At 46.6% G+C, this 19,719-nt stretch carries 19 protein-coding genes; 8 read left to right on the top strand and 11 right to left on the bottom strand.

Annotation, left to right across the window (positions count from 1 at the left end; translation table 11 throughout):
- Window positions 1-32: 32 nt before the first annotated feature.
- Window positions 33-389: a nuclear transport factor 2 family protein gene (locus FRZ54_RS11540; protein ID WP_147031759.1), complete on the bottom strand. Its 357-nt coding sequence runs from the start codon at window positions 387-389 to the stop codon at window positions 33-35.
- Window positions 390-516: 127 nt separating this feature from the next.
- On the opposite strand from FRZ54_RS11540, the gene FRZ54_RS11545 reads away from it, so the two are divergent.
- Entirely contained in the window at window positions 517-1,743 is a 1,227-nt protein-coding gene (locus tag FRZ54_RS11545) for a multidrug effflux MFS transporter (RefSeq protein WP_147031760.1), read from the top strand.
- Between the two features lie 345 nt (window positions 1,744-2,088).
- Here FRZ54_RS11545 and FRZ54_RS11550 read toward each other — a convergent pair whose 3' ends face one another.
- From FRZ54_RS11550 to FRZ54_RS11570, 5 genes are all read right to left on the bottom strand, one after another.
- The gene (locus tag FRZ54_RS11550) at window positions 2,089-2,727 is read right to left on the bottom strand and encodes a putative polyvalent protein kinase domain-containing protein (protein ID WP_147031761.1); all 639 of its coding nucleotides are present in this window, start codon (window positions 2,725-2,727) and stop codon (window positions 2,089-2,091) included.
- A gap of 329 nt (window positions 2,728-3,056) precedes the next feature.
- On the bottom strand, window positions 3,057-5,438 hold the full coding sequence (locus FRZ54_RS11555) for an ABC transporter permease (protein WP_147031762.1): 2,382 nt from the start codon (window positions 5,436-5,438) through the stop codon (window positions 3,057-3,059).
- A gap of 134 nt (window positions 5,439-5,572) precedes the next feature.
- Window positions 5,573-6,250: an ATP-dependent Clp protease proteolytic subunit gene (locus FRZ54_RS11560; protein WP_147031763.1), complete on the bottom strand. Its 678-nt coding sequence runs from the start codon at window positions 6,248-6,250 to the stop codon at window positions 5,573-5,575.
- Window positions 6,251-6,262: 12 nt separating this feature from the next.
- The gene (locus FRZ54_RS11565) at window positions 6,263-6,535 is read right to left on the bottom strand and encodes a hypothetical protein (protein WP_147031764.1); all 273 of its coding nucleotides are present in this window, start codon (window positions 6,533-6,535) and stop codon (window positions 6,263-6,265) included.
- Window positions 6,516-7,055, bottom strand: a complete 540-nt coding sequence (locus FRZ54_RS11570) for an RNA polymerase sigma factor (RefSeq protein WP_147031765.1) — start codon at window positions 7,053-7,055, stop codon at window positions 6,516-6,518. The genes FRZ54_RS11565 and FRZ54_RS11570 overlap by 20 nt, the downstream gene beginning before the upstream one ends.
- Before the next feature lie 139 nt (window positions 7,056-7,194).
- Here FRZ54_RS11570 and FRZ54_RS11575 point away from each other — a divergent pair, with 139 nt between their 5' ends.
- A complete protein-coding gene (locus FRZ54_RS11575; RefSeq protein ID WP_147031766.1) occupies window positions 7,195-7,506 on the top strand; it encodes a dihydrofolate reductase family protein in 312 nt (103 codons plus the stop codon).
- 3 nt (window positions 7,507-7,509) lie between these two features.
- On the top strand, window positions 7,510-7,746 hold the full coding sequence (locus FRZ54_RS11580; protein WP_147031767.1) for a dihydrofolate reductase family protein: 237 nt from the start codon (window positions 7,510-7,512) through the stop codon (window positions 7,744-7,746).
- Window positions 7,747-7,748: 2 nt separating this feature from the next.
- Here the strand turns inward: FRZ54_RS11580 and FRZ54_RS11585 are convergent, their stop codons facing one another.
- Entirely contained in the window at window positions 7,749-8,156 is a 408-nt protein-coding gene (locus tag FRZ54_RS11585; protein ID WP_147031768.1) for a hypothetical protein, read from the bottom strand.
- Window positions 8,157-8,539: 383 nt separating this feature from the next.
- On the opposite strand from FRZ54_RS11585, the gene FRZ54_RS11590 reads away from it, so the two are divergent.
- Window positions 8,540-10,456 carry an SPFH domain-containing protein gene (locus FRZ54_RS11590; protein ID WP_147031769.1) on the top strand — a complete coding sequence of 639 codons (1,917 nt, stop codon included), beginning with the start codon at window positions 8,540-8,542 and terminating at the stop codon, window positions 10,454-10,456.
- Window positions 10,457-10,627: 171 nt separating this feature from the next.
- Here the strand turns inward: FRZ54_RS11590 and FRZ54_RS11595 are convergent, their stop codons facing one another.
- From FRZ54_RS11595 to FRZ54_RS11610, 4 genes are read right to left on the bottom strand one after another with little or no spacing between them, the layout of a single operon-like run.
- On the bottom strand, window positions 10,628-11,008 hold the full coding sequence (locus FRZ54_RS11595; protein WP_147031770.1) for a hypothetical protein: 381 nt from the start codon (window positions 11,006-11,008) through the stop codon (window positions 10,628-10,630).
- Between the two features lie 31 nt (window positions 11,009-11,039).
- Window positions 11,040-12,038: an MlaD family protein gene (locus tag FRZ54_RS11600; protein ID WP_147031771.1), complete on the bottom strand. Its 999-nt coding sequence runs from the start codon at window positions 12,036-12,038 to the stop codon at window positions 11,040-11,042.
- A 13-nt stretch (window positions 12,039-12,051) separates the two neighbouring features.
- Window positions 12,052-12,825 carry an ABC transporter ATP-binding protein gene (locus tag FRZ54_RS11605; protein WP_147031772.1) on the bottom strand — a complete coding sequence of 258 codons (774 nt, stop codon included), beginning with the start codon at window positions 12,823-12,825 and terminating at the stop codon, window positions 12,052-12,054.
- A gap of 9 nt (window positions 12,826-12,834) precedes the next feature.
- Window positions 12,835-13,647, bottom strand: coding sequence for an MlaE family ABC transporter permease (locus FRZ54_RS11610; protein ID WP_147031773.1), 813 nt, complete (start codon window positions 13,645-13,647; stop codon window positions 12,835-12,837).
- Between the two features lie 278 nt (window positions 13,648-13,925).
- Between FRZ54_RS11610 and FRZ54_RS11615 the strand changes: the two genes are divergently transcribed.
- The 4 genes from FRZ54_RS11615 (at window position 13,926) to FRZ54_RS11630 (ending at window position 19,619) form a co-directional block, all read left to right on the top strand.
- Window positions 13,926-14,801 carry an AraC family transcriptional regulator gene (locus FRZ54_RS11615; protein ID WP_147031774.1) on the top strand — a complete coding sequence of 292 codons (876 nt, stop codon included), beginning with the start codon at window positions 13,926-13,928 and terminating at the stop codon, window positions 14,799-14,801.
- Between the two features lie 173 nt (window positions 14,802-14,974).
- Window positions 14,975-16,807, top strand: a complete 1,833-nt coding sequence (locus FRZ54_RS11620) for a sodium:solute symporter family protein (RefSeq protein WP_147031775.1) — start codon at window positions 14,975-14,977, stop codon at window positions 16,805-16,807.
- A gap of 356 nt (window positions 16,808-17,163) precedes the next feature.
- Window positions 17,164-18,375 (top strand): glycoside hydrolase family 130 protein, encoded by a 1,212-nt coding sequence (locus FRZ54_RS11625; protein ID WP_147031776.1) that lies wholly within the window; start codon window positions 17,164-17,166, stop codon window positions 18,373-18,375.
- On the top strand, window positions 18,375-19,619 hold the full coding sequence (locus FRZ54_RS11630) for an AGE family epimerase/isomerase (RefSeq protein WP_147031777.1): 1,245 nt from the start codon (window positions 18,375-18,377) through the stop codon (window positions 19,617-19,619). The genes FRZ54_RS11625 and FRZ54_RS11630 overlap by 1 nt, the downstream gene beginning before the upstream one ends.
- Window positions 19,620-19,719: the final 100 nt, after the last annotated feature.

Raw genomic sequence — 19,719 nt, forward strand, 5'->3', positions numbered from 1 at the left:
TTAGCAGGGTGAACGTTAAGTAGCCTGCCAGGTTAATTATAATGCCCTATAGCTTTATAAACCTTACCTTTTTCATTGAACATAAAAAATTCCGCACTTAACTTATTGTTGATGGTGTGGTAATAAATTACAATGCTATTTACACTCGAAAGAACCTCGATCAGCTTAAAATGCAGGTCGGGGTATTTAACCATCGCGTTTTTCCAATAGGCGCCAACTTTGTCCTTACCCTTTAAAGTCCCTGTTTCACTTTCGCCAAGTTGTATCATTACAGGGCTGCTCATCTCAAAATCCTCTTCGTAATGTTCCAAAACCCTCGAAAGATCGTGCGCGTTCCACGCTTCAACCCAGTCGTGTGCAAATGCTAATGCCTGTTCCCGTGTTATCATTGTTATCTTTTTTTGCGAAAAATAAGAAATGTGGCTCTGATCGCAGGAAAAAAACTTACAGAATACCTGCAAAATTTCTAAGCTGGCATAGTGCTAATCAGCAATAAACAAACGATTTTTGGAACGCATGACAAAAAAACGCTACATCTTCCTTGTATTGATCCTGGGCATGCTCATTGCCCTAAGCCCGTTTTCTATCGACATGTACCTTCCTGCATTTGGGGATATTGCCAAATCGCTGCATAGTACTACCGGGCGTGTCGAGCTTTCACTATCCAGTTATTTTATCGGCCTTGCTTTCGGGCAGCTCATCTATGGGCCATTGATGGACAGGTTCGGCCGTAAGGTGCCATTGTATTTTGGCCTCTGCCTTTATATCATAGCGTCCGTTGGCTGTTTTCTTTCCTCATCGGTGGATATGCTGATAACCATGCGCCTGTTCCAGGCGCTGGGAGGTTGCGCCGCGCAGGTAGCCTGTATTGCAATGGTAAGGGACCTTTTCCCGGTAAAAGATATTGCCAAGGTATATGCTTTGTTATTCGTGGTATTGGGTGCATCACCGCTGCTGGCGCCGACAGCGGGCAGCTATCTTACACTGGCTTTTGGCTGGCAGGCCGTTTTTGTAGTTTTACTTGCCATATCGGTCATCGTTTTGCTGGCTTCGTTTTTCTTCCTTCCCGAAAGTTATAAGCCTGATAGATCCTACTCGTTAAAACCCGGACCGATAGTGAAGAGTTTCCTAACAGTTATCCGCCATCCTCAATTTTACACATACGCTATTTCCGGGTCGGTAGCCTTTTGCTCGCTGTTTTCGTACGTGGCCGGTTCGCCGCTGGTATTTATGGATGTATTCGGTTTGGGTAAAAAAGAATTTGGATGGGTATTTGCAGGCATAGCGGTTGGCTTTATTGGGGCAGGCCAGGTTAATACCCAACTATTGAAACGATTTAAAAGCGAACAGATCATCGCAGTATCGGCTATCGGGCAGGTAATATTCTCTGTCGTGTTTTTGACCGGCGCCCTTAACGGCTGGTTTGGCCTGTGGAGCACCATTGCCATGGTATTTGTGGTGCTGTTTTTCGTCGGTCTTACCAATCCTAACACCTCCGCGCTTTCTATGGCGCCTTTCCCGCGCAACGCCGGTGTGGCCTCAGCTTTATTGGGCGCTATGCAGCTTGGCCTTGGCGCGCTGTCGTCATCGGCAATGGGGCTGTTCAGCGGCAGGTCGGCTGTGCCATTGGCGACCATTATGGCCGTTTCGGCTGCGCTGGCATCATTTGTTCTTTTCATAGGACGAAGGAATATCGTCCAGCCTGTCGAAAGCGAGACGCCGGCCGGTGCGCCTGTACATTAGCTTCTATCGCCTGAGCCCGCTTAACCGGGCCTTTACCCCCCGCGCAAATCATGGTTTACATGGTTTACACTTTTTATGGTTTTATAATGGTAAATCATTGATTATTAAGTTGTTAACTGTTACAGTGTGTAACCATAATTCTTTCGTTTTAAATAGAAAATATTTCCGCTTTAAAATGTGGGTGTTGGAAATAGGTAAAATCAACCTATGTAAAACCCTGTTAAAGGCAGGTTTGGGCAGGTTGGATGCCTAAACTTTCCTGTTTTAGCTTCTGGGGGAAAGTTGGTTTTAGCCCCGCCGGGTCCCGTTCCTGAGACCCTGCGTGGACGCGAAGATCAAGCCTTTTTACATGGCATAAAATGCTGACGTCAGATAAAACACAGTGTCGATGAAATATAATACTCCATTGTAAGATAATACATTTTCATCATGCAGGTCTTCAAAGATCAAACCCATTTCGGGATTGAAATAATCATTATAGCGTTTATGCTGAAAGCCGTTATACTCTAAAAATTCTTTTACCGCCTCAAGGTCTGTAGTTTCATTAGAAACAATAAACTGTTGTTTTACCACAGCATGCAGATGATCGTTGATTATTTGAAAACCCAGCAAAGAGTAAGCAGTAGCCGGAAAGAAAAAGTTATGAATCAGAAGGCTGTTAAAATAGTCAAGCCAGCTTTCGTAAAAAATACTTTGATTAGTTTTTAAAACGTGGGTGTCATCAAGCTTATATACCTTCTGCTCAGCACCTTCACTGATGAAATTTTTTGAAAGAATAAGATGATTATAGAAAAGGTTTTCTGCTGTCGCAAAACCTATGAGTGCTGCCGTTTCTTCATTTTTGAAACGCTGCTGTTTTTCAAAAACGACGCTTGTTTCCGCATATCCTCTAAGGAAACCTTGGATTTTTTTGAGTTGGCTGTCTCGGCCAGTTTGTTCATCTCCGAGAATGATATTTTGTAATTCATCTTTGATGTTTTTCATTTAACAATAATTCAAATATACAACTTTAAGTTATCAAGTGATAACTCTAACTATTGGCTTACGTCATGCCGGGCTTGTTGACCACGAAGTCACGAGAAGCTTCTGCGTTCTTTGCTGGGTCACCATTCCCGCATCACTGAGATTTCCGGAAAATAAGGTAAAACCAAGCTATGTAAAACCCTGTTAAAGACAGGATCGGGCAGTTTGGAGGCGTAAACTTTTCCTGTTTTGCTTGTGGGCGAAGGTTGGCTTCTACCCCGCTGGGTCCCGTGGCGGAGACCCGCGGGGACTAAAGCTTTATGCTTTCTGCCTTTAGCTTTCAGTTCCCTTCATTCCGCCTTCAAACTCTTCACCGGGTTGGCCAGGGCTGCTTTTACGGCCTGGAAGCTTACTGTTATTAGTGTGATGAGTACAGCGCCAATAGCGGTAACGATAAATATCCACCAGGCAACATCGGTATGATACTGATAGCTGTTGAGCCAATTGTGCATAAAATAATAAGCTACAGGCGAGGCTATAATTATTGAAATAAGCACCAGTATGGCAAAGTCTTTAGATAACAATTGCCAAAGGGCGAATACGGAAGCACCAAGCACCTTGCGTATGCCTATTTCTTTAATGCGCTGTTCGGCCATGAATGATGCCATGCCAAACAGCCCGAGACAACTGATAAATATAGCCAGGCCGGCGAAAACTGTAGCCAGCTTACCTATGCGTTCTTCATTACCGAATTCTTTGGCATATTCCTGGTCAACAAAGTGGTATTCAAATGGCTGTTCCGGGTTTTCTTTTTTTAATACCGAAGCAATGTTGCTGATCGCTTTACCAGCGCTCATTTTCGGGTTTATCTTCAGCAGTAAGCTGCCTCCCGCCCATTTAGCTAAAAAATAAACCATAGGTTGCACCTGTTCATAAGGCGAACGGTTAATGATGTCTTTAGTTACGCCTATGATCTTAAATTGCTGACCATAAAAGGTGACGTAGTTTTCGGTCGGTTTTTTCATGGTCATAAAATCAGCCGCCGCCTGGTTGATGATAACCGCTGCTGAATCTGAAAGGAATGACGGTGAGAAGTCCCGGCCTGTGCTAAATTCCCAACCAATGGTTTTGCCATAATCATATGAAATATCTTCCTGCCCGAAATTGACATTCAGGTTAGGGTCTTCTCCGGGCCATCCGATGCCGCTGGTAGTACCGGCACGTTTGTTAGGCGGAGCATCTGCTTCGGCCATTTCTGTTATCGTGCCTGTACTGGCAAGGGCCTGTTTTATAGCCTCAAAATGCTGGTGGAGCTCAATGGTGCGGACGGGTATGACAACCAACCTGTCCTTGATATAGCCTACAGGGCGGTCTTTGGCAAAAATAATCTGCCGGATAACGACAACGGTACCTATGATGAGCACAATGGAAACTGTAAACTGGATTACCACCAGTACTTTACGCGGGGCCGAAGCCAGCCGCCCTACCCGGAACGCCCCCTTCAGTACCTCTACCGGCTTAAATGACGACAGGTATAGTGCCGGATAACTGCCGGTGATAATAGACGTGATAAAACAGAGGCCAATTCCGGCGAGCCAAAACGCAGGGCTGTTCCACGGGATGTTAATTTGTTTACCGGCCAGTTGATCAAAGGCCGGAAGACTTAACTTTACGAGCAGCAGTGAGGCCGAAAATGCCAGCAATACGCAAAGTAACGATTCGCCGTAAAACTGGTGTATCAACTGGCTGCGGGATGAACCTATTGCCTTGCGAATGCCCACTTCGCGCGCACGTTTCTCAGACCGGGCCGTACTTAAATTCATGAAGTTAATACAGGCCAGCAGAAGTACAAACACACCTACAATGCCAAACAGCCACACATATTGTATTTTACCTCCAGTATTTTTTCCGTCCTTAAACTCGCTGTACAAATGCCATTTACTCATTGGCTGCAGGAACAGCGCCAGTTTTGTTTTAGCTGAAAGCGGATTTAAATGCCGCAGGCTTTCGTCCCTGATCTTTAAAGACACTTTGTCAAGGTCGGCATTGTCAACCAATTGAACATATAAATTAACAATGCCGTTCCCCCATGGATCGCGCATCCCGCTCAGCCTGTAATCCGTTGCAAAGCGGTCCCAGCAACCAATAAAAGCTATGCCGTAAAGCGTGGTATTTTCGGGCAGATCTGCATAAACGCCGGCTATTTGCAGGTTATTTATGCTGTTCAGCTCCAATACTTTTCCCATCGGGTCGGCATCTCCGAAAAATGCCTTAGCTGTCGATTCGGATATTAGTATGGACGATGGGTCCTTTATAGCATTGCGCCTGCCCCGGAGCATATGGAGAGTGAACAGATCCGGCCCGCCGGTTTCCATAAAGACGCCTTGCTCGGTCAGTTTTTTGTCGCTTAGGCCCATTATATAATCTCTCGGCAGCGTAGCCATTGCTACAGACTTAAAATCACTGCCGTAGTTTTTGCGCAGTGCCGCCGCCAGGGGATAGGGTACCTGGAACGAGGTTTTCACCTCGCCGTTATTAGTCACATTTTGTGCCACCCCGGCTATATGGCTATAATTATCGTGATACTTATTAAATGATACTTGATCCAAAATCCACAAACCGATCAGCATCACTACTGCCATACCTACAGCCAGACCGCCGATATTAATTAACGACATAGCCTTATTTTTGACAAGGTTGCGCCATGCAATTGTTAAATAATTCCGGAGCATGTGATCTTGATTGAGATAATAATTCGTTAAATAGCTCTCTGAAAATTTCCCTGAGGGAAGCATCATTAGTGCATTGTGGCCAAGTTAACAAGAATTTATAAATAATAATTGACCATTCACTACTGACCATTGACTCACGCCAGCACCTCATCAATTATCCCAAACTCCTTTGCCTCCGGCGCTACCATCCAAAAGTCGCGGTCCGATACGTCGTGTATCTTTTGGTATTCCTGCCCGCTGTGTTTCGCTAAAATGGTATAGAGTTCCGTTTTAACCTTCAATACTTCGCGGGCCGTTATCTCGATATCCGAAGCCGGGCCTTGCACGCCGCCCAGCGGCTGGTGCAGCATCACCCGCGAATGGGTAAGCGCCGCCCGTTTGCCTTTTGCACCTGAGCATAGTAACACTGCTGCCATAGATGCTGCCATCCCGGTGCATATCGTAGCCACATCCGGACTTATAAGGTGCATGGTATCATAAATGCCAAAGCCTGCGTAAACCGAACCACCCGGCGAATTGATATACATCTGGATGTCCTTTTTCGGATCGGCCGATTGCAGGAAAAGCATCTGCGCCTGGATGATATTGGCTATGTTGTCGTCGACCGCGGCGCCCAGGAAGATAATACGGTCCATCATCAGCCGCGAAAAAACGTCCATCTGCGCCATACGCATCTCGCGCTCTTCAATAATATAGGGCGTCATGGCGTAAATGCTGTTTTCAACCTTCGCGATATAATTATCCACATGTAAACTTTGGACATGGCGATGCCCCATCGCGTATTTGCGGAACTCATTTTTGTCGGTATTCATAATTTTACTGGATTACTTTTTTATGAACAGGCGCATGATCTTTTGCCTGAAACTTTGGTGCTGTTCGTCTTTGAATAATTTTTGATGAGCCGATTCAATCTCCTGTCTCAGCTGGTCGCGGCCGTAAAGCTTTACCATTTGATAGGTTTTTTGCTGCCATAATACTTTCTCTGTCAGTTCGGCGTCGATCAGCATTTTCGCCTCAAACACCAGGGCGTCCCCGCCGCCGGATAATTGCAGCAAATGCGCCTCTATCTGTTCGGTCTCAATCAAGGAAGTCCTCATAGGTCAGTGCTTTTTCTTTAACGGTCTCCCTAACTTTTTCAAGGCATTTGTATTTCTGCACGGTTGCCGACCGTACGCCCGAAAAGCCAAACGCTTCGGCAATATCAGTCAGCGGTAACTGGTCATAATAAAATGAACGCAGCAGGTCCATACATTTTTTACCAGCGGTTTGCAGGAAATTCAGCAATTTGTGCCCTGATATGCCAATATCTTCGTTGCTTTCCGCATCAAGTCCGTCTATCGGTACATACCTGTTGTCATGGCCAAATTTCTTCAGCCATAAATGTTTGGCAATGCCCATTAAATAGGCTTTTTCGTTTATTTGGATATCGCAGCTGCCAGCGACCGATCTTTCATAATAGATAACCAGCGCATCCTGGAAAATGTCCTTCGCTTCATCAAACGTGCCGCCCATTTTGCTGATATACCTTGCCACAGCCGGAAACGTACTTTTATACAATGCTATAAAGATCTTTTCCCGGTCTTCAGCAGTATTAACTATGATCTTGCCTTCATTCATAGCGCCTGTTTTATTACTATGTGCAATTTAGGGACGAAATATCACCTTTTGACCTAAATATTCCCTTTTTTGTCGCAAATTACCTCTTGATGCGAAGGAAGAACTCTTTTATTTTGACTCTATCCAATAAATAAATCCAATGAGAAACCTGATCTATGCCATCAACCTGACCGTAGACGGTTGTTCCGACCACACCAAAATTGGCGGCAGCGAAGAGATGCTTGAGTTTTACACCAACTTTTTTGATGATATTGACCTGATCGTCTATGGCCGTGTCACCTATGAGTTGATGATCCCTTACTGGCCGGATGTGATTGACGATCCTGCCTCGGAACAATCAGAAGTTGACTTTGCGAAAGCATTTTGCGCTATCGACAAAGTTGTTTTTTCACGAACATTGGATAGCGTGGTAGAGAATGCAAGAATTGTCCGCGAAAACCTTGGCGACTAGATCATGAAACTGAAGCAACAGCCCGGCAAAAATATTTCGGTTGGCGGGGTCGACCTGCCCGGTCAGTTGATCGGGCTTGGCCTGATCGATGAATTTTATATTGTCGTTCATCCTGTTATCGCAGGCGAAGGAAGGCGCCTGTTCGACCATTCCGGGTTGCAGGAACGGCTGAAATTAAAACTGGTTGACAGTAAAACCTTTAATTCCGGAGCTGTAGCCATGCATTATGTCAAACAATAAATTCATTGTTTGACAGCAGTCACCCTCGAACCGTCCTCGCCGCTGGTTTCGAAAATTAAATCCTTTCCGGCAAGTTTGGTTACTATAAAGGGAAATTCACGGGTTTTCCCATCGGTCATGATCTCGGTAAAACGGATGCTGTCGCCGGCAACTTTGTAACTCCCTCTCGACAGTATGCCGCCACCCCACCATATTTGCAGGCTGTCCCTGCTGAACAGGATATAGGGTTTTTGTATTTGTAGTTCCTCGCTTTTTACACTATCCGGCGGATGGCTGTACGGGTTGTCAACCTTAATATATTTCCATTTACCGTACAGGTCGCCAGACTTAAGTTTGATCTTTTCCTGTTTGCACGAAGTGAATAACAGCAGCCCGATGAATGAATATAATAAAGAAAGCTGGCGTAGCATATTAATATTTATGATCTGCTTCAAATATGAACAAAATACATCAGATGATAAACAAAGTCCTCTCCTTTGGAGAGGATTTAGGCGAGGCAAACACAGCAAATCTATTTAGGGTCAGCATTTTATAGGAGTGGCTGGCCGGTTTTATTTTTAACCGGCGCGAAAACGATCTATTACGATTATTTAATCGAAAATATTTCCCGGCGTTCTGTTGGAAATCCAAGCTGCAAAAAGCATATTTGATTATCGAAAACCTGTCACAAATTGTAACAATATGCAAGCACAAGTATCTAAATATCGCTATATAGCTAAGGCCAAAACAAGCTATAAGTTTCTGTGAGGGAGCCGCACCTTAAGGTTCCCGTTTTAAAAATCAACATAAAAAGATGAACAATTTATTGATCCAGTCACTATGGTGGGGTGTGCCCATTATTGTGCTCCTGCTGATGTACAAATTTGTACTCCGCGTGTTTTTTGGTATGGTTATCGTTCCTGATGACCGTATCGGTTTAGTAGTTAAAAAGTATGTGCTTTCGGGTAACAAGCGTTTGCCCGACGGCCGCATTATCGCCACAAACGGCGAGGCCGGTATGCAGGCCAAGGCACTTGCGCCGGGTCTTTACTGGGGCATGTGGCCGTGGCAATATTCCATAACCATGGCGCCCTTCACTATCATCGAGCAAAATAAGCTCGGCCTGGTAAAAGCCAAGGACGGCGCGCCGATGGATACGGGCCGCGTGCTGGGCAAGCCTGTGGAATGCGACAAGTTCCAGGATGCCGCCGCATTTTTGGAAAACAATGGCCAAAAAGGTCCGCAAGCTGCGTTTTTGACGCCGGGTAGCTATCGTATCAACAACTTTTTGTTCGAGATAGAAATGGTGCCCATAACCCAGGTCCAGGAAAACAAGGTGGGTATCATTACCACTTTGGACGGCGAGCCTTTGGACAAAGGCGAAATAGCCGGAAGTTCGGTTGCAGGCCACAAAAACTTCCAGGACCCGATAGCATTTATAAATGCCGGCGGCCGCAAAGGTTTGCAGGAAGATGTGGTGCTGGCCGGTACGTATTACCTGAACCCGTGGTTCGTGCTGGTGGAACAGGTGGATATGATATACATCCCCATCGGTTATGTGGGCGTGGTTAACTCGTTCGTTGGCCCCGAAGGCAAGGATACCAGCGGCGATAGCTTTAAACATGGTAATATTGTTAAAAAGAGCCAGAAGGGTGTTTGGGACGAACCCCTTGATCCAGGCAAGCACCCGGTGAATATTTATACTCACGCGGTAGAGGTAGTACCTACAACCAACATCGTGCTGAACTGGGCCAATAGCCGCACCGAGGCACATGAACTTGACAAGAACCTGTGCACGATCACCGTGCGCTCGTCTGACGGTTTTACCTTTAACCTTGATGTGTCGCAGATCATCCACATACCACGTAACGAAGCGCCAAAGGTGATCGCTCGTTTTGGTAATATGAAAAACCTGGTTTCGCAGGTGCTGGAACCGACGATTGCCAACTACTTCCGTAACTCGGCGCAAAAGAGCGACGTGATCGAATTTTTGGCCAACCGTGTGCAGCGCCAGAACGACGCCAAGGACCATATAAGCCAGGTGCTTGCCGACTATAACGTGGTTGGCGTGGACACGCTGATCGGTGACATTGTGCCTCCTGAGGCTCTGATGAAGACCCTGACCGACCGTAAACTGGCCGAACAGGAAAAGATAACTTACGAGATACAGCGTAACGCCCAGGTTGAACGTAAGGAATTTGAAAGTGCCAAAGCCGGCGCCGATATGCAGCCTGAGGTTGTTAAATCGACCCGGACGGTAGAGATCAATACGCAGGTGGCTGCCTCAAAGGTTGCTGTGGCCAAGGGTGAAGCTGAAGCTAAAACCATCAACGCTGAGGCCGATGCTAAGGTGAAAACCATCAACGCCAAGGCCGACGCCGAAGTGAAGACCGTAAACGCCACCGCCGACGCAAATGCAACCCAGCTGAACGGTACTGCCGAAGCAGGCAAGATAAAAGCCATTGGTTTGGCCGAAGCCGAAGTTACCAAGCAGAAAACCCAGGCCATGGGTTCCGAACAGTATGCTATCGTTCGCGTGGCCGAAACGCTGGCCAGCAATGGTATCAAACTGGTGCCTGATATACTGGTTAGCGGCAAAACCGGCGAAGGCAATGGCATGATAGATGCCCTGATAGGCAACGAAATGCTGAAAAAGCTACAGGCCGAATCAGTCAAAGAAAAAGATCAGCCAAAAAAGAAGGACGATGGTTCCGACAAACGGACCGAGTAATTCTGAAAGGAAAATATGTCAAGGCGCACCGAAAAGTGTGCCTTTTTTGTTCTTTTCATTATCATTCTGAGCCAGCCTGCCGCAGGCTGGCGACAGCGAAGAATCTTATAAAAGCAGTAAATCGGCGAGAGGCTTAAAATATAGGATGCATTGCTACACAAGCAGCCGGGTTCAGCTTGACAATTTATCTGGCAAAGTAATTTCCTTCTTCCCAACCTCCACCAGCTCCGCCTCCTTCACTTCTTCGGCCGAGCCGATAGCATAGTTCAGCTTACGGAAGCGCCAGATAGCAAATGCGGGTTCCTGCATACGGTCTATCAGTTTAAAATATTTCGGGAAGTTATGTACCTCATCCAGCAGAACGCCGGGTACAATGCCATTGTTCTCCAGTATCTCGCGTATGGTATATTCCTTGTCTTTGGTTATCCATATCTCGAAATCCCGCCGTATCTCCTCCGCCTTTTCCGGGTCGATACTGGCATCGATGCATATCACTTTATCGCCGGGTTTCATTCTTGGTTTTTTGTCCTTGGACCATAGTCGATGGTCCATGGTGATTTTACTATGGTCTGTCAACCATCGACTATCGACCGCCGTTCGCTTTCTTCAAACTATCCGCCTGCGCCTTTGCCTTTTTCTTGAAAAAACCTTTCAGTAAAAAGTTATGCTGTGCAGCTTCCAGGTCGTCATTTAGTTTTATGGTGCTTTGCTGAATGTAGTTCAAACTTGTTCTTACCTGTTCGGCCCCTTTCGGATCGTTCAGCAATACGCCCAGGGCGTTATCGGTGGTGGTAAGTTTCTTACTGGCGGCGTTCATATTCTCAACAAAAGTATTGGCATTGTTGGCCACCTGCTGCAGTTGAGTTGCCGTAGCGCGCAACTTATTGAATGTTATTGTATCGGTAAGCAGTTCATCAGCCAGGCCGCCTTTGGTATTCATTTTTTTGCTGAAGGCATTAAGCTGTGCAGCCATTGCTGCCGCTGTTTGCGTGGTAACCTGCAAATTGCGCATCGAGGCTTTTAATTGTTGCCCCATGGTGCTATCGGCCAGCAGTGCGCCTACAGTTCCTTTGCCGGCCAGTATCTGGTGGCTCAGGTTCTTGAAATCGGTTGTTATAGCCAGCAGGTTCTCGTTGTTTTTCTGCAGGGTGTTCATGATATCATCTGTCGATGGCAGTTTGGCCACCTGCAATTTATCACCATCCTGTATAATAGGCGCCTGCGGACTTCCCCCGTCTATTACAATGATCTTATTGCCGATCAACCCATCTGAGCCGATATGCACTGCCGCGTTGCGGTGAATATACTGCTGCGATTCCTGGTCTACACTCATCCGCACATCAACCTGCGAAGGGCCGGTAAAGTGCACATCGCTTATCGTGCCTACCTTAACACCCGAAAACCAAACGTTATTGCCTTTCTTGAGTCCGGCTACGTCATCGAATATGGCGCTGATATGTATACTTTTCGAGAACGTTTTTTGCGCGCTGCCCAAAGTAAGCACGCCAACCACGAAGATGATGAGTCCCAGGGCTAAAAAAATGCCTACTATTACTGCTCTCCGGTTATCTGTTCTATCCATAATGATAGGGTTTCTATTGTATAAAGTTATAATCAAAAAATGGTTTTACACGCGGATCCTTCGTGTCAAATATCTCATCGAACGAACCCACCCGCTGGAATTGCCCGTCAAGCAGCATCGCTATCCTGTCGCCTGTGCTTTTGGCGCAGGTAAGGTCGTGCGTGATGATGATGGACGATGTATGATAGCGTTCCTGAACTTCGTTTATCAGGTCGTTAATTTCAAGGCAGGTTATGGGGTCGAGCCCAGCAGTGGGCTCATCGTACAGCATAACCTCGGGGTTCAGTATCAGTGTTCGCGCAATGCCGATACGCTTGCGCTGCCCGCCCGAAAGTTCCGACGGCATCTGGTTGATGGTATGCGACAGCCCCACTGCTTCCAGCACCGATTCGACAGAGGAGTTTATTTCTTTGCGGGTTACGCCTTTACGGTTACGTACCAGCGGAAACTCCAGGTTTTTCCTAACCGTCATACTGTCGTAAAGGGCGCTGTTCTGGAACGAAAAGCCTATCCGTTTTCTCAACTCCTGCAGGCTGGCGTCCGATATGGTGTTCATATCTTCGCCCAATACAACCACTTCGCCTTTATCGGCGGTAAGCAAACCTGATATGATCTTGATAAGCACAGACTTTCCCGTACCCGACCGGCCCAGCACAACCAGGTTTTCGCCCTGGTAAAGGTCAAGATCGACACCGCGCAATACCTGGAAATCGCCGAATGCTTTTTCAAGCCCGCGTATTTTGATCACGGTGTCATTATGGTCGATATGTGCCTTCGGTTTATCCATCTCTTTATTTTAGCGGAACCATCCCGCTATCTGTACGATCAGTATTTCTTCAACAAAAACTAAAAACATGGCAGTAACTACCGCGCCGTTGGCTGCTTTACCCACTCCCTCAGTTCCTTTGGTCGAATAATAACCCTGGTAACAACCTACAATACCTATGGTGAAGCCAAACACAATGGCTTTGGCCAGTGACGCAATAAAATCTATAAAAGTTAACGGCTCAAAAACCTGCTCCCAGAACGAGGCCCAGCTTGTACCCTCGTTTGTCGCCACGTTCAGGTATCCTCCAACTAAGGCAATAAAGCCCGTGTAAGTGGCCAGGATAGGAATGGTAAGTGTGGTTGCCAGCACCCGGGTACATACCAGGAACTTAAACGGCTTGGTACCCGATACTTCCATAGCATCTATCTGCTCGGTTACCCGCATTGAACCTATTTCGGCCCCGATACTCGATCCCACCTTGCCGGCCGCTATCAGGGCGGTTATCAGCGGTGCAAGCGCACGCATAATGGCGATGGAAACCAGCGAAGGCAACCACGATTGCGCGCCGAAGCTTAATAACGAAGGCCGCGACTGCTTGGTAAATATCAAACCGGTAACAAAACCGGTAAAAGTGATCAGCGTAAACGAACGAACGCCTGTCTCGTAACATTGCCGCATTACCTCTTTCAGTTCGAAAGGGGGCAAAAACGCCTCTTTAAAAAAACGGAGAATAAAATTATTGATCTTATACAGTGTGGCGAAGGTGTCCGCCAGGCGTTGCCTGATAGACGGACCTTTTTTTTCGTTGGGTGATTCCTGTAAGCTTTTTGCGCTGTCCATTAAGGCCACAAAGGTAAATATTTATGCATATAGTAATTATTTATCCCTGCAAAACTTATGCATGGGTTCTAAAAATGATGTTATACAAACAAATATTTAATACCTGCACATATTGCAATTTTTTGAATAACACAGAAATATGGCTTCGGTTTGCCGGGTTTATTATTTAATTATATGAGCAATAACATCGCTGACGCTTGACAGAACTTAATATATTACTATATTTAGGTTAAATTTGTATTATAAGCCGGGCGGCCGTAAAACCTAATAAGTGTGATATGACAAGCAACGTGATGCGGGAAATAACCCCACTTACCCCAAGTGATTGTTTTACCATTTTTTCGAGGGTTAAGCAAAAATTTGATTTTCCGTTACATTACCACGAGGAGTATGAATTGAACCTCATTTTGAATGCAAGCGGTGCGAAAAGGGTAGTAGGGGGGCATATCGAAATGATTGACGATGTGGAGCTGGTGCTGATAGGCCCGAATTTGTATCATGCCTGGTTTACCCACCAGTGCCAGAGCGAGCAGATAACCGAAGTTACTATACAGTTTCATAAGGACCTTTTTGATGAAAGATTTTTGAAACGTAACCAGTTGAGTTTTGTAAAAAGCATGCTGGAACATTCGCAGCGCGGTATTTTGTTTTCGCACGATACGGTACTGGCGCTGAAAGAGCGGCTGCTTTCGCTCGATAAAAAAACTGGTTTCGATTCGGTGCTCGAGTTGCTTTCCATCCTGCACGATCTGTCCATATCACGCAATATGCGCACCTTGTCCGACCTGACGTTCACCAACGAGAAGTTCTATTATAATAGCCGCCGTATTGAGAAAGTATTCGAATACATGAACACTAATTATAATAGGCAGGTGTCGCTGGCCGAAGTATCGCGCATAGCCAATATGCCCGAGGCCTCCTTTAGCCGTTTTATCAAAAAACGCACCGGTAAAACGTTCATTGACAGCCTGAACGAGATCCGCCTGGGTCATGCCTCCCGCATGCTCATCGATACCACAAACACCATCGCCGAGATAGCCTACAAGTGCGGTTTTAATAACATTTCAAACTTTAACAGGATATTCAAGCGCAAAAAATTCTGCATCCCCAAGGAGTTCAGGGAAACCTACACCGGGAACCGGGTCTTTATTTAGTGATAAGTTAACCAGTGATTAGTAGTAGCGGCAAATTAATAAGCCACAAATTAACTAATCACTAATCACCAATTAACTAATCACAAACCACAAAACGTTAAAATAGTATTAGTTAAAAGTTATATACCAACCTATTTTAGGTAATACCAATTATTGTCCCAATTGAACTATAAATGAGATTATCCGGCTACGATATTGCCATCATCCTGCTCTACCTTTTAAGCACCATTTTCATCGGTATATGGTACCGCAAAAAGGCCAGCCAGAATAAGGATAGTTATATGCTGGGTGGTAAATCGCTGCCCTGGTATAAGCTTGGCCTAAGCGATGCCTCGGATATGTTCGATATCAGCGGCACCATGTGGATGGTGAGCCTGTGCTTTGTTTATGGCATGAAAAGCATCTGGATCCCCTGGCTGTGGCCGGTGTTTAACCAGGTATTTTTGATGATGTACCTGTCGCGCTGGCTGCGCCGTTCCAACGCTACCACCGGGGCCGAATGGCTGCAAACGCGGTTTGGTAAATCCGGGCCGGGTGTAAATGGGTCGCAGGTTGTGGTTATTGCCTTCGCTTTATTGAGCTGCCTGGCTTTTATGGCCTACGGGTTCATAGGCCTGGGCAAGTTCATCGAAATTTTTGTGCCCTGGGAAATGATCAAAGGCTATGTCCCTTTCCACGTTGCGCCGCAATACGTGCCGCATGTTTACGGCATCATTTTCACGCTTTTCGCTATGTTTTATTCCATTTTGGGCGGTATGCATAGTATTGTGGTGGGTGATATGATCAAATACAGTATTATGACGGTGGCCTGTGTTTGGATAGGTTTCATAGCTGCCGGGCAGCTAAGCAGCCACCACCTGGATGTTCCCAACGGTTGGCACAGCCCTTTTTTTGGCAAGCATCTCGGGCTCGACTGGTCGCATATTATTAAGGAGGTGAATGCCAAGATACAAAGCGATGGTTATTCGCTTTTCGGCCTGTTTTTTATGATGATGACCTTCAAAGGCTTTTTCGCGGCCCTTGCCGGTCCAGCGCCGAACTACGATATGCAAAAGATACTTTCTACACGCTCACCGGAAGAAGCCAGTAAAATGAGCGGCTTTGTCAATATCATCCTGCTGCCGATACGTTATACGCTCATCGTTAGTTTAACTATACTCGGCCTTATCTACTACCACCAGATGAACCTGAAGGATGCTTCCGGCGGCATCGATTTTGAAAGGATACTGCCTGCCGTTATCAATAATTTTCTCCCGGTCGGACTCGTTGGACTATTGCTTGCAGGTTTATTGGGCGCTTTCATGAGCACCTTCAGCGGCACCATGAATGCCGCGCAGGCCTATATCGTCAACGATATCTACATCAAATACATCAACCCTAAAGCCTCCACCAAAAAGATCATTACTATGAATTACCTGGTAGGTATTATCGTGGTGGCCACAGGCGTATTCCTCGGATTTTTTGTAAAAAATGTAAATGAAATGCTGCAGTGGATCGTGTCAGCGCTATATGGCGGCTACATTGCATCCAACGTACTCAAATGGCATTGGTGGCGCTTTAACGCCAGCGGATTTTTCTGGGGAATGCTTGCAGGTATCGTGTCAGCTATGGTGTTTTCGCTATTTATTGATAATTCCCAGCTTTTATATTGGTTCCCGGTGCTATTTGGACTATCACTTGCCGGGTCGGTTATCGGCTCATACACCTCAGCAGCGACAGAACAGGGCGTTTTAATCGCATTCTACAAAAACGTGCGCCCATGGGGATTTTGGGAGCCAATAAAGCAAGCTGTTTTGAAAGAGGACCCTTCGTTCCAGGCAAACAAAAATTTCAGGCTCAATATGTTCAATGTGGTGATAGGTACCATAGCGCAATGCTGCCTCACCATATTGCCCATGTACCTGGTGCTATCACAAAAAATACCGCTGGTTTACACCATCGCCATATTGGCTGTCGCCATCATCATTTTGAAAAAAACCTGGTGGAATAAATTGAAGGACTATTAAAAGAAAGATAAATAAAACCAACCCTCTTTACCGCTCGCGGTAGAGAGGGATAAATAAATAAAGCCAACCCTCTTTACCGCTTGCGGTAGAGAGGGTCGACGAGCGCAGCGATGTCGGGGTGAGTCCCCGCCGCAATGCAACGACTACAATACCGCTTGCATAGTTGACTCACCCTGTCGACGCTACGCAGGGCCACCCTTTCTTCGCCTTCGGCGCAAAGAGGGATTTTGAAGGAATGCATAAAGCCAACCCTCTTTACCGCTCGCGGTAGAGAGGGTCGACAAGCGAAGCGATGTCGGGGTGAGTCAACTATGCAAGCTACAAGTAACCAAATAATAATACACGATAAATAATATATGACCGAATTCGAATCAAGGCTTAATCAACTGGAAAATAGCTACCGCCAGTTGATAGGCAAACCCAATAAAAAGCAGAAACTGGGCAACGGCATTTTCGACCGTTATCAAAACCCGGTGCTTACAGCTGCGCATGCGCCGGTTTTCTGGAGGTACGATATCAACCCCCAAAGCAACCCCTTCCTAATGGAGCGTTTCGGTATTAACGCTGCCTTCAACGCCGGCGCCATTAAATGGAACGGCAAATATTTGCTGGTTGCGAGGGTTGAGGGTCTCGACCGTAAATCGTTCTTCGCTGTAGCGGAAAGCCCGAATGGTGTGGACAATTTTACCTTTTGGGATTACCCCATCGATCTGCCGGAAACTGACGAGCCCGATACCAACGTTTACGACATGCGCCTTACCACGCACGAGGACGGCTGGATTTACGGCCTGTTCTGTACTGAGCGCCGCGACCCGGAAGCACCGGCGCACGACCAGTCCATGGCAGTGGCAGCATGTGGTATAGCCCGTACGAAAGACATGGTAAAATGGGAACGGCTGCCAGACCTGGTAACCAAATCGCCGCAGCAGCGTAACGTCGTTTTACATCCCGAATTTGTGAATGGAAAATATGCATTGTACACCCGCCCCCAGGATGGCTTTATAAGCGCGGGCACAGGCGGCGGAATAGGTTTCGGTTTGACAGATTCGATGGAGAACGCCTACATCGGCCATGAGGCCATCATCGACAATAAAAATTATCATACCGTTTACGAATCAAAGAACGGCCAGGGGCCGGCGCCGATCAAAACGGCGCACGGCTGGTTGCATTTGGCGCATGGTGTGCGAAATACCGCAGCCGGCTTAAGGTACGTGCTTTATATGTTTATGACAGATATTGACGACCTTACGAAAGTGCTGCACAAGCCGGCCGGGTATTTCCTGGCACCGGAAGGAGAAGAGCGCATCGGTGATGTATCCAACGTGGTGTTCTGCAACGGCTGGATTGCGGATGACGATGGCACGGTTTACATTTACTATGCCTCATCCGATACGCGGATGCATGTTGCGGTTAGTTCAGTAGATAAACTGCTTGATTACGTGATGAATACGCCGGAAGATGGCTTACGCTCGGCGCTGTCTGTCAAAACGCTTTCGGAACTGATAAGAAAAAACAAGAATTTTTTATACGCCGCCACTGATGAAGTGGTGCAGCCGGTTAACAAATAATGAACGGAGATAAAAACCTGGGCTCGATGCTACTGGCTTACCGGGACGAATTGGATGCCGAATTGACTAATATTCTCGACTATTGGATCAACAATACACAGGATAAGAAGGAGGGAGGGTTTTTGGGAAGGATAGATAACGGCAACCGTTCAATTCCCGGCTCACCCAAGGGCTCGGTGTTGAACGCCCGCATTTTATGGACCTTTTCGGCGGCCTATAATTTCAACGTAAAGCCCGGATATCTTGATATCGCTGACCGGGCCTACCGGTATATCGTCGATCATATCATTGATAAAACCTATGGCGGTGTTTATTGGTCGGTGGATCATGCGGGCAATGAGCTCGATGGCAAAAAACAGGTTTATGCCAGTGCATTCACTATTTACGCTTTAAGCGAATATTATAAGGCATCGAAAAAGCAGGATGCGCTTGGGAAAGCGATAGAACTGTTTAGGCTATTGGTGGATAAGAGTTTTGACTGGGCGAAAACCGGCTATTTCGAAGCTTTTGCAGAAGATTGGCAGCCCATTGCTGATTTGCGGCTAAGTGCGAAGGATGCGAATGAAAAGAAAACAATGAACACGCATCTTCATGTCATCGAAGGGTACACCAACCTTTACCGGGTTTGGCCCGATAAAACACTGCGCAGTCATATCATCCTGCTGCTGAATAATTTTACCGATCATTTTATCGACGAAAAAAAAGGCCACCTGAACCTGTTTTTTGATGAGAACTGGAGCTTACGTTCTACCCTCATCTCGTACGGTCATGATATCGAAGCCGCCTGGCTTTTACTGGATTCGGCCGAGATCATCAACGATGCAGCATTGATAGAAAAACTAAGGGCCTGCGCCATTAAAATATCCGAAGCCGTGATGGAAGGGCTGGATAATGACGGCGGCCTTTGGTACGAATATGAACCTGCCGCAGATTACCTGGTAAAGGAAAAGCATTGGTGGGTACAGGCCGAGGCGATGGTTGGGTTTTTCCATACCTGGCAGATAACAGGCAACAGCAAATACCTCCAATTATCTACCGGCGTTTGGGAATTCGTCAAAAATAAAATACTCGATAAGGCAAATGGCGAGTGGCTTTGGGGAATCTATGAAGATGGCAGCCCTATGGCCGCCGAAGACAAAGTGGGGATATGGAAATGCCCTTACCACAACAGCAGGGCGTGCATTACCATCGTTAACCGGATCAATTCGCAAATGCCTCTGATCGCTTCCGAAAATATCCTTTAATACAATATCGGTTGGCGGGCATGTCGCGGTGGGGTGGGGTGGTCCTGCCACAGGCATAATTTATTTGACGCCCGATACAAAGTAATAAATGAATTTTATA

The organism is Mucilaginibacter ginsenosidivorans (assembly GCF_007971025.1).
Classification (GTDB): Bacteria; Bacteroidota; Bacteroidia; order Sphingobacteriales; family Sphingobacteriaceae; genus Mucilaginibacter; species Mucilaginibacter ginsenosidivorans.

Excerpts from the sequence above, each read along its gene's own strand:
- FRZ54_RS11540 (WP_147031759.1), bottom strand. The coding sequence starts at position 389 with ATGATAACACGGGAACAGGCATTAGCATTTGCACACGACTGGGTTGAA.
- FRZ54_RS11545 (WP_147031760.1), top strand. The coding sequence starts at position 517 with ATGACAAAAAAACGCTACATCTTCCTTGTATTGATCCTGGGCATGCTC.
- FRZ54_RS11550 (WP_147031761.1), bottom strand. The coding sequence starts at position 2,727 with ATGAAAAACATCAAAGATGAATTACAAAATATCATTCTCGGAGATGAA.
- FRZ54_RS11555 (WP_147031762.1), bottom strand. The coding sequence starts at position 5,438 with ATGCTCCGGAATTATTTAACAATTGCATGGCGCAACCTTGTCAAAAAT.
- FRZ54_RS11560 (WP_147031763.1), bottom strand. The coding sequence starts at position 6,250 with ATGAATACCGACAAAAATGAGTTCCGCAAATACGCGATGGGGCATCGC.
- FRZ54_RS11565 (WP_147031764.1), bottom strand. The coding sequence starts at position 6,535 with ATGAGGACTTCCTTGATTGAGACCGAACAGATAGAGGCGCATTTGCTG.
- FRZ54_RS11570 (WP_147031765.1), bottom strand. The coding sequence starts at position 7,055 with ATGAATGAAGGCAAGATCATAGTTAATACTGCTGAAGACCGGGAAAAG.
- FRZ54_RS11575 (WP_147031766.1), top strand. The coding sequence starts at position 7,195 with ATGAGAAACCTGATCTATGCCATCAACCTGACCGTAGACGGTTGTTCC.
- FRZ54_RS11580 (WP_147031767.1), top strand. The coding sequence starts at position 7,510 with ATGAAACTGAAGCAACAGCCCGGCAAAAATATTTCGGTTGGCGGGGTC.
- FRZ54_RS11585 (WP_147031768.1), bottom strand. The coding sequence starts at position 8,156 with ATGCTACGCCAGCTTTCTTTATTATATTCATTCATCGGGCTGCTGTTA.
- FRZ54_RS11590 (WP_147031769.1), top strand. The coding sequence starts at position 8,540 with ATGAACAATTTATTGATCCAGTCACTATGGTGGGGTGTGCCCATTATT.
- FRZ54_RS11595 (WP_147031770.1), bottom strand. The coding sequence starts at position 11,008 with ATGGACCATCGACTATGGTCCAAGGACAAAAAACCAAGAATGAAACCC.
- FRZ54_RS11600 (WP_147031771.1), bottom strand. The coding sequence starts at position 12,038 with ATGGATAGAACAGATAACCGGAGAGCAGTAATAGTAGGCATTTTTTTA.
- FRZ54_RS11605 (WP_147031772.1), bottom strand. The coding sequence starts at position 12,825 with ATGGATAAACCGAAGGCACATATCGACCATAATGACACCGTGATCAAA.
- FRZ54_RS11610 (WP_147031773.1), bottom strand. The coding sequence starts at position 13,647 with ATGGACAGCGCAAAAAGCTTACAGGAATCACCCAACGAAAAAAAAGGT.
- FRZ54_RS11615 (WP_147031774.1), top strand. The coding sequence starts at position 13,926 with ATGACAAGCAACGTGATGCGGGAAATAACCCCACTTACCCCAAGTGAT.
- FRZ54_RS11620 (WP_147031775.1), top strand. The coding sequence starts at position 14,975 with ATGAGATTATCCGGCTACGATATTGCCATCATCCTGCTCTACCTTTTA.
- FRZ54_RS11625 (WP_147031776.1), top strand. The coding sequence starts at position 17,164 with ATGACCGAATTCGAATCAAGGCTTAATCAACTGGAAAATAGCTACCGC.
- FRZ54_RS11630 (WP_147031777.1), top strand. The coding sequence starts at position 18,375 with ATGAACGGAGATAAAAACCTGGGCTCGATGCTACTGGCTTACCGGGAC.